Source organism: Planotetraspora thailandica, assembly GCF_016863335.1.
GTDB classification, from domain to species: domain Bacteria; phylum Actinomycetota; class Actinomycetes; order Streptosporangiales; family Streptosporangiaceae; genus Planotetraspora; species Planotetraspora thailandica.
Map to the genome: position 1 here is coordinate 1 of NZ_BOOR01000104.1, position 14,028 is coordinate 14,028.

Genomic DNA, 14,028 nt, shown 5'->3' on the forward strand with positions numbered 1-14,028 from the left:
AGACCAGCACGACGCCGGTCACGCCGTTGGCGTTCAGCGCCAAGGAGTCGGGGATGCCCGGGTTCTGCACCTTGGAGTAGATCGCCAGCGGCTGCATGGTCACGGTCGCGATCAGGAAGATGATCGTGAGCGCGGCCAGCAGGATGTTGAGCGCGATCTCGTTGGGCGTCTTCTGCCGGTTGGCGCCCTCAACGAGCGCGATCATCCGGTCGATGAAGCTCTCACCCGGCTTCTGGGTGATCTTGACGATGATCTGGTCGGACAGCACCTTCGTGCCTCCGGTGACCGCCGACCTGTCACCGCCGGACTCCCGGATGACCGGGGCAGACTCGCCGGTGATGGCCGACTCGTCCACGGAGGCGATGCCCTCGACGACGTCACCGTCGCCGGGCACGATCTCCCCGGCCTCGACGACCACGTGGTCGCCCTGCTGCAGCTCGGGAGCGCCGATCACGTCCCACTGGGACACGGGCACACCGGGCTTCCAGCCCTTCAGGCGCCGCGCGGTGGTGTCGCGCTTGGCCGCGCGCAGCGTGGCGGCCTGGGCCTTGCCCCGGCCCTCCGCGACCGCCTCGGCGAGGTTGGCGAACAGCACGGTCAGCCACAGCCAGACCACGATCGCCCATGCGAAGAACGACGGGTCCGTGATCGCGAGAACGGTCGTGAAGACCGCGCCGATCTCCACGATGAACATGACCGGGTTGCGCCACAGCGTGACCGGGTTGAGCTTCTTGAACGCGTCGGGCAGGGAGGCGACCAGCTGCTTGGGGTCGAGCAGGCCGCCGCCGACTTTGTCGTTCTTCTTGTGTTGGGGCGCCGGAGCGTTGCCCGGGCCCTCGAGCACAACGGTTGACATCTGGGTTGACATGTCTAGGAAAGTCCTTCTGCGAGCGGACCCAGCGCCAGAGCGGGGAGGAAGGTGAGGGCGACCACGATGATCGTCACGCCGACCACCATCCCGACGAACTGCGGGCGGTGCGTGGGCAGCGTTCCCGCGGACACGGGAACGGGGGCCTGCCTGGCGAGGGAGCCGGCCAAGCCGAGCACGAAGATGATCGGCAGGAATCGGCCGAAGACCATGCACAGGCCGAGCGCCACGTCGTACCACGGGGTGTTCACGGTGACGCCGCCGAACGCCGATCCGTTGTTGTTGGACGCGCTGGTGAAGGCGTAGAGGATCTCGGAGAAGCCGTGGGGACCGCTGTTCAGCATCGCGGCGAGCCCCGCCGAGTTGCCCATGGCGGCGGCGGTGCCGATCAGCACCAGCGTCGGCGTGGTGAGGAAGTACAGCGACGCGAGCTTGACCTCACGCGAGCCGATCTTCTTGCCGAGGTATTCGGGGGTGCGGCCGACCATGAGCCCGGCCACGAAGACGGTGATCACGGCCAGCACGAGGATGCCGTACAGGCCGGCTCCTGCGCCTCCAGGCGCCACCTCGCCCAGCATCATGTTGAACATCGTCATCATGCCGCCGAACGGGGTGAAGGAGTCGTGGAAGGAGTTCACGGCTCCCGTCGAGGTCAGCGTGGTGGCCGCGGCGAACGTCGCCGAGTCGGGTACGCCGAAGCGCACGTCCTTGCCCTCCATGGCCGTGCCGATGGCCTGGGTCACGGTGGCGTGGCCGCCGATCTCGAACACGTTGGTCAGCACGACGCTCGCCAGCGCGAGCGTGCCCATGACTGCGAGGATCGCGTAGCCCTGCCGGTTCTGGCCGACGAGCCTGCCGAAGGTACGCGGCAGCGCGAACGGGATCAGGAAGATGATGAAGATCTCGAACCAGTTGGTCCAGGTGGCCGGGTTCTCGAACGGGTGGGCCGAGTTGGTGTTGTAGAAGCCGCCGCCGTTGTTGCCGAGTTCCTTGATGACCTCCTGGCTGGCCACGGGGCCGCCAGTGATCGACTGCGTGCCGCCGGCCAGCGTCGCCACGTCGTGGGGCGACGCGAAGTTCTGGATCACGCCTCCCGCCACGAGGATCAGTGCGCCGACGAAGGCGATGGGCAGCAGGATGCGCAGCGAGCCGCGCACGAGGTCGACCCAGAAGTTGCCGATGTGCTCGGTTCGGTTGCGGGCGAACCCGCGAACCAGGGCGATCGCCACGGCCATGCCGACCGCCGCCGAGACGAAGTTCTGCACGGCGAGGGCGGCCATCTGCACGAGATGCCCCATCGTGGACTCGCCCGAGTACGCCTGCCAGTTCGTGTTGGTCACGAAGCTGATCGCGGTGTTCCACGCGACGTGGTCGGTGACGGCGGGGAAGCCGAGGCTCAGGAACAGCTTGTCCTGCAGCCGCTGCATGCCGTACACGAAGAGGATCGAGATCACCGAGAAGGCCAGCACGCTGCGCGCGTAGGCGCCCCAGCGCTGGTCCTGATCCGGGCGCACACCCATGAGGCGGTAGATGCCGCGCTCGACGGCGTTGTGCTTGACACCGCTGTAGACGCGGTACATGTAGTCGCCCAGTGGCTTGTAGGTCAGCCCCAGGGCGATGATGAGCGAGATGACGAAGACGACTCCGGCCGCGGTGGTGCTCATCAGAACCGCTCCGGGAACAGCAGGGCCGCGATCACGAAGATCACTAGGCCGGCCGACACCGCCAGGCCGATGGCGTTGACAGCGCTCACAGGCGCTCCACCGCCTTGACGACAAGCCCGAAGATCACGAAAATCGCGATCGTCAGGGCGACGAAGATGACGTCCGCCATCCCCACTCCTCAGGTCCTCACGGATTGCTCCGAGCCACCCGGGGCGGGTGGCCGAATCACAGCAAATCGCCGATTTCTCGGCCTTCCGTGCTCCTTGACGGGTTCCATACGATCGCGAAGCCCGTATTGACAGGATCTCTACGGCCGGTCCCCGAGCTGAGAGAAGGACATGAGAGCCTCATACCCGGACAACCCGCTACGGGACCGCGACGATCTTCAGCGGCTCGTGCGCGATCTCGCCGAGCCTCTGACCTACCGTTTCAGCGAAGGCCGGGCACGGCTGCGCCTGGGCGTGAACACCGCGCACCACGACGACGCGGCCGCGGAGATGGAGTCGTTCGCCCGGCCGTTGTGGGGGCTGGCGCCGCTCGCCGCGGGCGGGGGCGAGTTCGCCCACTGGGACCTGTGGCGGCACGGGCTCGCCACCGGCACCGACCCGGACCACCCCGAGTTCTGGGGGTGGCCCGGCGACACCGACCAGCGCCTGGTGGAGAGCGCCGCCCTCGGCCTGGCCCTGGCCGTCGCCCCCGAGCAGGTGTGGGATCCGCTGACCCGCGCCGAGCGCGACCGCCTGGCCACCTGGCTGCTGAGCAGCCTCGACGTGCGGCCCGTCGACAACAACTGGCAGTTCTTCTCCGTCCTGGTGGGGCTGGGCCTCGACCGCGCCGGTGTCGCCTTCGACCGGGAGCGCATCGCGGCGCGGCTCGACCGCCTGGAGTCCTTCGACCTCGGCGGCGGCTGGTACTCCGACGGCCCCACCGCGCAGCGCGACTACTACATCCCGTTCGCGATGCACTTCTACGGCCTGATCTACGCCGCGCTCGCCGGCGACCGCGACCCCGCAAGGGCCGCGCGGCTCAAGGAGCGGGCCGCCGCGTTCGCGCTGGACTTCCGGCACTGGTTCGCCGCGGACGGCTCGGCCGTGCCGTACGGCAGGAGCCTGACCTACCGCTTCGCGCAGGGCGCGTTCTGGGGGGCCCTCGCCTTCGCCAAAGTCGAGGCGCTGCCGTGGCCCGAGGTCAAGGGCCATTTGATGCGGAATCTGCGCTGGTGGCTGGCCCGCCCGATCATCGACGCGGACGGGCTGCTGACCGTCGGCTACGCCTACCCCCAGCCGATGCTCGCCGAGCAGTACAACGCGCCGGGCTCGCCGTACTGGGCCATGAAGGCGTTCCTGCCGCTGGCGCTGCCCGGCGACCACCCCTTCTGGGCCGCAGAGGAGGGTGCGGCGCCCGACCTGCCGGAGGTAAGCGTGCAGCCGGAGGCGGGTGCCGCGCTGATGCGCACAGAAGGCCACGTCGTGCTGCTCAGTGCGAGCCAGCATCACCAGTGGGTACGGCACGGCGCGGCCAAATACGCGAAGTTCGCCTATTCGACGCTCTTCGGCTTCAGCGTGCCGGCCGGATCATGGGGGCTTGACCAAGGGGCGTTCGACAGCACGCTCGCGCTCAGCGACGACGACGGCGACCATTGGCGGCCGCGGGAGGTGCCGTCGGACTTCACAGCGGACTTCACAGCGGACTTCACTGGCGACCCGGCCTCCGGAACGTTGCGCAGCCGCTGGACGCCCTGGCCCGACGTGGAGGTCGAGACCTGGCTGGTGCCGCTCGCGCCGTGGCACGTGCGCGTGCACCGGGTGCGCACGGGCCGGGCCCTGAGCGCCGCCGAGGGAGGATTCGCCGTGGACCGCGACCCCGCGCCATACGCGGCGCGGACCGGTCCCGGCTTCGCCGTGTTCGACTCCCCCGCGGGTCTGTGCGCCGTCGAGGATCTGATCGGCGAGCGGGAGGGCACTCTGGTGCGGGCGCTGCCGGGCACCAACGTGCTCGCGGCGCGCACCGTCATCCCGACGCTGGCCGGCGCGCTCGCCCCCGGGGAGCACCTGCTGGCGTGCGCGGTGCTCGGCGCGGCCGGCGGTTCCGCCGCACGGGAGCTCCCGAAGGCTCCAGCGTGGGAGGCCGTCCGGGCGCTCACGGTGGGTCTCCCCTGACGCGGTCATGACGGTGCGGCGGGCCCGCGGAGTCGGGCCCGCCGCACCGGTGCGGTCACCGGCGGGTGTTCGTCACGGGTAGTTCACCAGGTAGCTGGGAACCGTCGCCGTGCCCTGCGCCGGGCCTCCTGTGTTGTTGATCACGTGGGCGATCACACCGTTGCCGCCCAGGGAGACGGTCAGCAGGTTGTGGAACTTCACGCCCGCCGTATTGGGCGCCTCGAAGCCGCGCGCGGCCACGATGGTGGGATCGACGTTGAAGTAGCAGTAGCTGCCGAGCCCCCACCCTTCGTGGGTGGTGACCGAGTCGGCCACCTTGTAGGCGGCGTAGCCGACGGTGGACCCGTTCATCCAGGAGCCCGCGTTCGGCGGGTCGTACGGCAGCTCGTTCTGGAAGAAGACGGTCCGTCCGCCGTTGCCGTTCCAGATCACCTCGTACTTCTGGTAGTGCTCGACGAACAGGCCGTAGGCCATGACGTTGTCACCGTTGACGATCAGGCCGGTGTCGGCCGGGTTGGTGGTCCAGCCGACGCCCGCGCCGTGGTCGGCCCGCCACGCCCAGATGTGGTCGATGATCGCGTTGTCGCTGTTCACGACCAGGCTGGTCGTCGCCTTGCCGGGGCCGGCGCCGCCGATCCGGAAGAAGACGTCCTGGATGGAGCTCGGGTTGGCGGCGTGGGAGGCCGACGCCCCGTCCTGGCCGAGGCGCAGCAGCACCGGCGAGTTGACCGGGCCGGCGTCGAAGAGCAGACCGGCGATCTTCACGCCGTCGACGTCGGAGACGCTCATCGGGACGACGCCGTTGTCGGGAATGATCGTGGCGTAGCCGAGCCCGAGGACCACGGTGTCGGCTCTGGTCACGTTGATCGTCTGGTTGACGTGGTAGATGCCGGGGGTGAACAGCAGGTTCAGTCCCTGGGCGAGCGCCGCGTTGATGGTCGCCGCGCTGTCGGACGGCTTCGCGACGAAGAACTGGGTGAGCGGGATGGACGTGCCGGGAGTGGCCCCGTTGGCCCAGCTGGCACCGCTCGAGTTCTGCCGCAGCGACGGGACGAACACCCGGTAGGCGCCGCCCGCGTCGATGTAGAGGTACGGCTTCTCGCGGACCACCGGGCTCTGGGCCAGCGTCGTGTACGGCGGGTTCGGGAAACTCTGCGCGGGAGCGCCGACCACACCCGAGAACACCATGTTCCAGACCGCGTTGGTCCAACCGCCGATGTTGCTGTTGCGGGTGAACCACTGCTGCTGGGAGTACGGTCCGACCGTGCCGTCGATCTTGCTGTCGGCGATGTAGCCGCCGCTGGCCCAGCCGTAGCCCGCCGGTGCCAGGTTCAGCCCGCCGCGGACGTGGACACGCCGGAACGGCGCGGCCTGCGACACGGCCCACCGATCGGTGCCGTTCGACGGGACGATGGCCAGATTCTCGATGGAGCGCCAAAAGTTCTGCGTGGCGTTGCCGCCGAACCAGCCCGCGTCGACGGTGACATCACCGTTGATCGTGACGTCGTCGGGCGACTGGCCGAGGCCTGCGATCGAGGTGTAGAAGCCGATCTGCGCGTTGAGGTTGTTGTAGGTGCCCGGCTTGAACATCAGCGCATACCGCTGGGAGCCGAACTGGTTGGACTCCTGCGTGGCGAAGACGCTGTTGAGCTGGTTCTGGATGCTGGTGGACGACTGGGACGGGTCGAAGACCAGCACGTTGGGGCCGAGCGAGCCGCCGCCCTGGATGGGGCCGCCGGGATCGCCGCCGCCTCCGGTCAGAGTGCCGTAGACCTGGAACTCCCACAGGGAGTAGCCGTAGCCGGTGGCCCGGGTGGTGCCGTACATGCGGACGTAGCGGCCGGTGCCGGACACGGTGAGGGTCTGCACGCCGCCGGTGCCGGTCGTGGTCGAGTAGACGTCGGTCCAGATGTTCGAGTTCGGGTCGGCCGAGACCTGGATCTTGAAGGCCTTGGCGTAGGCGGCCTCCCAGCGGAGCACGACGCTGCCGATCGTGGCGGTGGCGCCCAGGTCGACCTGGATCCACTGCGGGTCGCTGAAGGCGCTCGACCAGCGGGTGCCGTTGTTGCCGTCCACGGCGGCCGTGGCCGGGGTGCCGCCGTTCTCGGTCGAGGACGCGGTAACCGCCTTGCCCTGGGACAGGAGCGTGTCCGCCGCCGCGGCTGGACCGATCATGAGGGACGTCGCAACCAGCGAGAGGGCCGCGGCGAGTGTGGCGAGCAGGCCTAATCGGCCTGGCCTTCGGGATACGTGCACTGCTTCTCCTCGGGGCGGGGGGCCCGTCGTCACGCGACGGGGCGGGGAGAGCGCTCTCTGGCATGAGAGTGCAATGTGCGCACCCTGCTGTCAATACTTAATTTAACCCTTCTGCAATAGGGTCGACTTATTCGCGAAATGCGCCGCTCGCCGGTGTGGCCAGGCGAGATCTCCAGCGGGGCGGCGGATGACACGAGAGCGCGACGGGCGTCGCGAGGTGTAACAGGACGGGCCGCGGACGGCCCGGTCAGGTCTGCGGTCAGACGGACGCGGGGGTGCGTGCGGCGCTGTCGCGCAGGAAGTCCTCGACGACGAGCGCGGCCGCACCCAGGGCGACCGCGTCAGGACCGAGGCTGCCCAGCACGATCGAATCGGGCGGGATCGGATGCACCAGGCAGTTGTCCGCGACCGCGGTCCGGATGTCTTCGATCCTGTCGCGGCCGAGGATGAGGCCGGCCCATCCCCCGATGACGACCCGCTCGGGGTTGAACAGGTGAATGAGGTTGGCCAGACCGACGCCCAGGTAGGCGATGGTCTCGTCGATCACGGGCGAGCCCTGCTCGACCAGATCGGCCAGCGCCTTCTCCTCGTCGGCGGCGTCGACGTGGATGCCCGCGCGGTCGAGTATGCCCTCCGCGCCCGCGTAGGCCTCCAGGCATCCGCGCCCGCCGCACCGGCAGGCGCGCCCGCCGATGGTGACCTTTACGTGGCCGAGCTCGCCCGCCGCGCTGCTCGCGCCCCGGTAGGTGGTGCCGTCGGTGACGATGGTGGCGCCGATCCCCGATCCCATGAAGGCGATGACGGCGTTGACCGCGCCCCGGCCGGAGCCGAACCATAGCTCCGCCTGGCCCATGGTCTTGGCGCCGTTGTCGACGAACAGGGGCAGCGACGTGCCGGCGCGCAGCAGCGCCTTCATCGGGACGCCCTCCCAGCCGAAGGTCTTGGCCTGGACGAGGCCGTCGGGGCCGCTCTCCACGATGCCCGGCACGCCGACGCCGACGCCGAGCACCTGCTGGGTGGACACGCCGCCCTCGGCGAGCACGACGTCGATGCCCGCGAGGATGTGGCGCGCGACGAGCTCGACCTCGTGCCTGGCCGTACGCAGGGCGTATTCGACCTTGGCCCGTTCCTTCATGTCGAGGTCGAACAGTTCGACCCTGACGTGGGTCTCCCCCACGTCGACGCCGACGGCGTATCCGTACTCGGGGTTGACGCGCAGCAGCACACGGGGGCGGCCGCCGTCCGACTCGACCTGGCCGGCCTCGACGACGACGTGCTCGGACAGCAGGTCACCGGTCATGTTGCTGACGGTGGCGGCGCTCAGCCCGGTGGTGGCGCTCAGCTCGTTGCGACTGGCCGGGCCTCCGAAATACAGCGCCCTGAGCAGCACCGCCCGGTTGCCTCTGCGAAGATCGCGGACCGTCCTGCGCACGGGCCTCGTCATTGGTGCTCCCCGCCTCCCCTATCTGCCCGGACATGTTAGTTCAGGGCGCGAAGCGAGTCACCGGCGGTTCGGCACCGGCACGACTCGCTTGGGCGATTTAATGCGGTTTTTTCACTACAAAGGCCATTACTCCCTTATCTCCACCGCGTTACCGAAGCGTTTCCAAGAGAGGTCATGACTTTTTTTTAACCTTACATTATCTTCTGATCACCCCCCGATGAGGAGAAGTGAGATGAGCCGAAAAGTCGCAGGAGCCGCTGCTGTCATAGCTCTACTCGCCGGACTCACCGCATGCGGCGGTGGTTCGGACGCCGGTGACGCCCAGACGCTGACATTCTGGATGTACCAGCCGCGCACACCGCAGGCCGGCCAGATTTACGAGGACCTGCGCAAGGGCTTCGAGAAGGCGAACAACGTCAAGGTCAAATACGTCCAGATCGCCAAGGACGACTACAACACCAAGCTGAGCAGCGCCATCGCGAGCGGCACCGCTCCTGACGCGGGCGTGCTCGACCAGCCGCTGGTGTCCCGGTTCGCGCTGGACAAGACGATCGTGGCGGTCCCGGACGGGACCATCACCGAGAGCGCCTTCTACAAGGGCGCGCTCGACACCAACCTCTCCGAGGGCAAGCTGTTCGGCCTCCCGCTCGACCAGACCACGGTCGGCCTCTTCTACAACAAGAAGCTCGTCCCCACGCCGCCCAAGACATGGGACGAGCTGAAGCAGATCTCCACCCAGGTCCACCAGGCCGACTCCAAGATCGCCGGCATCGTGGTGCCGAAGGGCGACGGCTACGGCGCCTGGATGTGGCCCGGCTTCGTGGCCGGCGCCGGCGGCGAGATGACCGACGACGCCAACAAAAAGGTCCTGTTCGACCAGCAGCCCGCGGTCGACACGCTGCAGATGTGGGTGGACCTGCTGCCCTCGTCGCCGCGGCAGATCACCGACGCCGACAACGCCTTCGCGAACGGCCTGGCCGCGATGATGGTCTCCGGGCCGTGGGACGTCGCCAACATCAAGGACCAGTTCCCCGACCTCGACTTCAACGTCGCGCCCCTGCCGTACAAGACCGAGCCCGCCGGCAACATCGGCGGTGAGAACGGCGTGGTCTTCAGCACCAGCAAGAACACGGCACTGGCGTGGAAGTTCCTGCAGTACATCACCAACGACGCGAACAACGCGAAGTTCGCCGACGCCTTCGGCGGCTACCCGACCAACATCAAGGCCGCGGAGCAGACCGCCGCGACGATCGAGCCCCAGCAGGCGGCGTTCCTCGAGCAGCTCAAGGTCGCGCACGCCCGGCCCGCCGTCCCGCAGTGGATCCAGGTCAACGACGAGATCATCGCCCCCGCCCTGGAGAAGGCGCTCAGCGGCAAGGCCACCGCGCAGCAGGCGCTGACCGAGGCGGCCGACAAGACCCGCAGCCTGCTCGGCTGGAACAGCTAGCCGAAAGCGGGAGGACTCTCCGTGGCATCTCCGGTGCTGGCCGACAGGCCCGCCGCGACGCCTGACGGGCCTGGGCGGCGTCGCCGCCCGGGCTTCGGGCGCCGCGACCACCTCGTGGGGTGGCTGCTGATCACCCCCGCGTTGATCTACTTCGTCGCCTTCCTGCTCTATCCGGCCATCGCGGCCCTCTACTACAGCTTCACCGACTGGAACCTGCGCAGCGCGCCCAACTGGGTGGGCCTGGCCAACTACACGGACCTGCTGTTCGACGACGTGAAGTACCCGCACTTCTGGAAGTCGGTACAGGTCTCGCTGATCTACACCGTGATCGCCGTGCCGCTGACGCTGGTGGCCGCGCTCGGCCAGGCGCTGCTCATCAACGCCATCCGGCGGGGTTCCAACCTCTTCCGGCTGCTGCTGTTCCTGCCGGTGGTCACCGCGGAGGCGGCGGTCGGCGCCATCTGGCGCTGGCTGTACGACCCGCAGTACGGGCTCATCAACGCCGTGCTCGGCTGGTTCGGCATCCCCCCGCAGAACTGGCTGAACAACCCCGACCTGGTGATCCCCGCCCTGGCCTTCATCGCCGCGTGGCAGTGCGGCATCTCAATGATCATCTATCTGGCCGGCTTGAAGGGCATCCCGCTGTCGCTGCGCGAGGCCGCCATCATCGACGGCGCCGGTCCCGTGCAGCGCTTCCGCAAGGTCGTCCTGCCGATGCTCAGGCCCACCACGTTCTACCTGCTGGTGACCGGCGTGATCGCGGCGCTCCAGGTCTTCGGCCTGGTTTACGTGATCTTCTCGGCGGCCAACAAGAGCGTGACGGGCGGGCCGGAGCAGGCCGGCCTGACCTACGTCCTGCACCTGTACCTGTTCGCGTTCCGCTACGACGCCATGGGTGCGGCCTGCGCGATGTCGTTCATCCTGCTCGTCTTCATCATGATCATCACGGCGCTGCAGTTCAAGTTCGTCAAGCAGGAGGCGGCGTGAAGAAGGTCAGGCTCGCGCCCATCTACATCGCGCTGATCGTCCTCGCGGCGATCTCGGTAGTGCCGTTCATCTGGATGCTCGCGACCTCGTTCAAGCACGGCCCGGACGTGTACACGAAGGTGCCGAGCCTCCTGCCGCTCGACCGCAAGACCGGCGAGTGGTCTCCCACGCTGGAGAACTACGAATACGTCTTCGACCTCAGCGGGCTGGGCACGGCGTTCGTCAACAGCGTGTGGGTCTGCCTGATCCTGATCCCGGCCAAACTGCTGATCGACGCGCTCGCCGCCTACGCCTTCGCCCGCATCCCGTTTCCCGGGCGCGACAAGCTGTTCATCCTGATGCTCGGCGGCATGATGGTGCCGACGATCACCCTGCTGGTGCCACGCGTGTTCGTGACCCAGGAGCTCGGGCTGTTCGACTCGCAGTGGGGCCTGATCGTGCCCAACATCGCCTCGGTGCTGGACATCTTCCTGCTCCGGCAGTTCTTCATGTCGCTGCCGGGCGAGCTGGAGGAGGCCGCACGCATCGACGGGGCCGGGCGGATGCAGATCTTCTGGCGGATCATCGTGCCGCTGTCCAAGCCGGTGTTGTCCGTCGTCACGATCACGAGCTTCATCTTCCACTGGAACGACCTCGTCTGGCCGCTGGTCGTGCTCAACGACCCGGAGAAATACACCCTGCCCCTGGCGTTGCAGCAGCTCGCCACCGCCGAGGCGGGACGCGCGTACTACATCATGGCCGGCGCAGCCGTGGCGGTCATCCCGGTGATCGCCGTCCTGCTGGTGTTCCAGCGCCGCATCCTGCAGGGGATCGCGTTCAGCGGGCTGAAGGGCTGAAGGGCTGTAGGGCTGAGCAACCCGACCACGAATGGGAGTGTGAGCGTGACCATCGAGGTCCGCGACGGAGTCACCGTCATCGACGGACGGCCCCATGTGCTCGTCACCGCCGACTATCCCTACTACCGGGACGACCCCTCCGTGTGGGCCGACCGCCTCCGGGCGATGCGCGACGAGCTGGGCATCGAGGTGATCACCAGTTACATCCCGTGGCGGCACCACCAGCCCGACGCGGACACCGCCCCCGACTTCACGGGGCGCACGCATCCGAGCCGTGACGTGCTGGGCTTCATCGAGCTGTGTCACAGGCTCGGCCTGAAGCTCGTCGCCAAGCCGGGACCGTTCATCCACGCCGAGGTCACCTACGGCGGGCTGCCCGACTGGGTCTGCCCGTCCACCGACCCGGGGATCGAGCCCCTGCTCGACGCCGAGGGGCGGCCGTCGACGTGGTCGGACGGCAACGGCCGGCCGAACCGTCCCCTCCCCGCCCCGCTCGGGCCCGCGTTCACCGCCAAGGTGACCGAATGGTTGTCCGCGGTGGGCAAGGTGGTGCTGGACGCCACCACCCACCCGGACGGCCCGGTCATCCTCATGCAGATCGCCAACGAGGGGATCTACACCAACGGCGCACGGTCCCTGTCCGCCTACGACTACAGTGCGTCCGGCCTGGCGTTCTTCCGCGAGCGCCTCCGCAATTGGTACGGCACGCTGGAGGAGTACGACAGGGTTCACGCGACCACATCGGCGACCTGGGACGACATCGAGCCGCCGCGCGCGTGGGAGGAGGCCTCCATCCCAGAGCAGATGCTGACATATGCGGATTGGGGCAGATTCCATACCGAGTACACGGCGGAGATCTACCGCCGGTGGGCCGACGCGGTCGGCTGCTCGGTTCCCGTGGTCGTCAACCTCAACCCGCCGACCATCGAGGAGCTGGACGACTGGCTCGTCCGCGTGCGCCCAGAGACCTGGCAGCACATCAACTACGGGTTCACCAACTGGATGGGGGTCGTCTCGACCGACCCGGACGCCCAGGCGCGGTACGTCATCGCCGCCAAGCGCGCCCCCGGCCCCAACCTCGAGGAGAACTGGGGCTTCTCTGTGCTCTACGACGAGTCCTACGCGGACGCGACGACGAGCTACCACCAGACGCTGCTCGCGCTGGCGGCCGGCGCCACCGGCTTCAACGTCTACACCGGCGCGGGAACCTCGGGCTGGCTGCCCGATCTCGACACCGCGCACGCCTCGCCGTACCCGGACTGCGCCCCCATCGCGGCCGACGGCTCGCCCACGGAGAAGGCGCCGGTCGTGCGGGTGCTCGCCGACTTCTTCGCCCTCCACGGCGAGGAGTTCCTCGAGTGCGCCCCGGTCACCGGCGGCGCATTCGGCGTCTACTCGCCGTACGCCGGGATCGCCGCCTGGGCGGGGCCGGAACGCGAAGGGATCCCCCAGTGCGGCGAGGCGTTGCGCGCCTTCCACACGCGCATGCGTGCGGAAGGTGTGGACTACGCGCTGGTCGACCTGGAGACGGCGACGCCCGAGCAGCTGGCCGTGCACCCGTCGGTGACGGTCCCCGGCGGGCCGTTCCTGCACCGTCACGTCCAGGACCTGCTGGCCGGCCACCTCGCCACCGGCGGCGACGTCGTGCTCGACGGCCCCGTGCCCGCCCTGGACGAGAAGCTGCGCCCGTGCACCGTGCTCGCCGACGCACTGCGCTCACGGTCATCCGACGAGGCGGCGGAGCCGGACGGCGGTCCGGTGCGGGTGGTGTCCGGGCACGCGGACGCGTTCCTGCGGAAACACCCCAAGCGTGACGTGCAATATCTCACCGTGCTCGTGCAGAACGACAACGATGCGCCCGTCCGGGTCGAGACCCCGCACGTGAGCGTCGAGCTGGTCTCCGCCCGGGGCGGAGCAGCCGTCGTACGGCTGGCGGGCGGCAAGCTGGACGACTTCGTCGTCAAAGGACTCAACGGCTTCCTGAGCTCGGCCGTACCCGCGAGCATCACCGTGGGCGACGCGGGCCTCACCGCCGACCGGCCGGCCGACCTGGCCCGCGTGCACGGGGTCGTCCGGCAGCTCGGCTAGCTCGGTTCACCGGGGGTGAAGCGCGGTTCATGCCGTCCGCGGCCGGCTTGACGACGGACGGCATGAACCGGCGTCTACCTTACAAACGCGTCCGACACCTGGTCACCAACGGATAGATATTCTGTTCGATATTCGTAGTCGAGCAGTCACTGTGCGTGAGAGTATTCAGACACAGTTTCGATCCGGGGCTCTTGGGGGGAGGCGGCGTGGCCGATCGGCGCAGGCGTCCGTCTCCTGGTTCTGGCGAGTTCGTTGGTTCTGAGTGGTGGGCGGAGGTGT

10 protein-coding genes are annotated in these 14,028 nt (G+C 68.5%); 5 read left to right on the forward strand and 5 right to left on the reverse strand.

Annotation, left to right across the window (positions count from 1 at the left end; translation table 11 throughout):
• The 3 genes from Pth03_RS40800 to kdpF form a co-directional block, all read right to left on the reverse strand.
• The coding region (locus Pth03_RS40800) for a P-type ATPase actuator domain-containing protein (protein ID WP_444544187.1) at positions 1 to 856 on the reverse strand (856 nt) is incomplete at its 3' end.
• A gap of 14 nt (positions 857 to 870) precedes the next feature.
• Positions 871 to 2,532, reverse strand: a complete 1,662-nt coding sequence (gene kdpA / locus Pth03_RS40805; RefSeq protein ID WP_203949895.1) for a potassium-transporting ATPase subunit KdpA — start codon at positions 2,530 to 2,532, stop codon at positions 871 to 873.
• Entirely contained in the window at positions 2,532 to 2,621 is a 90-nt protein-coding gene (kdpF, locus tag Pth03_RS40810; RefSeq protein ID WP_203949896.1) for a K(+)-transporting ATPase subunit F, read from the reverse strand. The genes kdpA and kdpF overlap by 1 nt, the downstream gene beginning before the upstream one ends.
• Before the next feature lie 249 nt (positions 2,622 to 2,870).
• Between kdpF and Pth03_RS40815 the strand changes: the two genes are divergently transcribed.
• Positions 2,871 to 4,691, forward strand: a complete 1,821-nt coding sequence (locus tag Pth03_RS40815; protein ID WP_203949897.1) for a DUF2264 domain-containing protein — start codon at positions 2,871 to 2,873, stop codon at positions 4,689 to 4,691.
• A gap of 72 nt (positions 4,692 to 4,763) precedes the next feature.
• Here the strand turns inward: Pth03_RS40815 and Pth03_RS40820 are convergent, their stop codons facing one another.
• Complete coding sequence (locus Pth03_RS40820; RefSeq protein ID WP_239119802.1) at positions 4,764 to 6,947, reverse strand: discoidin domain-containing protein; 2,184 nt, start codon at positions 6,945 to 6,947, stop codon at positions 4,764 to 4,766.
• A 259-nt stretch (positions 6,948 to 7,206) separates the two neighbouring features.
• Complete coding sequence (locus tag Pth03_RS40825; RefSeq protein ID WP_203949898.1) at positions 7,207 to 8,391, reverse strand: ROK family protein; 1,185 nt, start codon at positions 8,389 to 8,391, stop codon at positions 7,207 to 7,209.
• A gap of 232 nt (positions 8,392 to 8,623) precedes the next feature.
• On the opposite strand from Pth03_RS40825, the gene Pth03_RS40830 reads away from it, so the two are divergent.
• The 4 genes from Pth03_RS40830 to Pth03_RS40845 are packed head-to-tail and all read left to right on the forward strand — an operon-like array spanning position 8,624 to position 13,749.
• On the forward strand, positions 8,624 to 9,838 hold the full coding sequence (locus tag Pth03_RS40830; RefSeq protein ID WP_203949899.1) for an ABC transporter substrate-binding protein: 1,215 nt from the start codon (positions 8,624 to 8,626) through the stop codon (positions 9,836 to 9,838).
• Between the two features lie 21 nt (positions 9,839 to 9,859).
• Complete coding sequence (locus Pth03_RS40835) at positions 9,860 to 10,825, forward strand: carbohydrate ABC transporter permease (RefSeq protein WP_203949900.1); 966 nt, start codon at positions 9,860 to 9,862, stop codon at positions 10,823 to 10,825.
• A complete protein-coding gene (locus Pth03_RS40840) occupies positions 10,822 to 11,661 on the forward strand; it encodes a carbohydrate ABC transporter permease (RefSeq protein WP_203949901.1) in 840 nt (279 codons plus the stop codon). Before Pth03_RS40835 ends, Pth03_RS40840 begins: the two co-directional genes overlap by 4 nt.
• Positions 11,662 to 11,706: 45 nt before the next feature.
• The gene (locus Pth03_RS40845; protein ID WP_203949902.1) at positions 11,707 to 13,749 is read left to right on the forward strand and encodes a beta-galactosidase; all 2,043 of its coding nucleotides are present in this window, start codon (positions 11,707 to 11,709) and stop codon (positions 13,747 to 13,749) included.
• The last annotated feature ends 279 nt before the right edge of the window (positions 13,750 to 14,028 follow it).

Coding starts and splice junctions, on each gene's coding strand:
- kdpA (WP_203949895.1), bottom strand. CDS start 2,532: ATGAGCACCACCGCGGCCGGAGTCGTCTTCGTCATCTCGCTCATCATC.
- Pth03_RS40815 (WP_203949897.1), top strand. CDS start 2,871: ATGAGAGCCTCATACCCGGACAACCCGCTACGGGACCGCGACGATCTT.
- Pth03_RS40825 (WP_203949898.1), bottom strand. CDS start 8,391: ATGACGAGGCCCGTGCGCAGGACGGTCCGCGATCTTCGCAGAGGCAAC.
- Pth03_RS40830 (WP_203949899.1), top strand. CDS start 8,624: ATGAGCCGAAAAGTCGCAGGAGCCGCTGCTGTCATAGCTCTACTCGCC.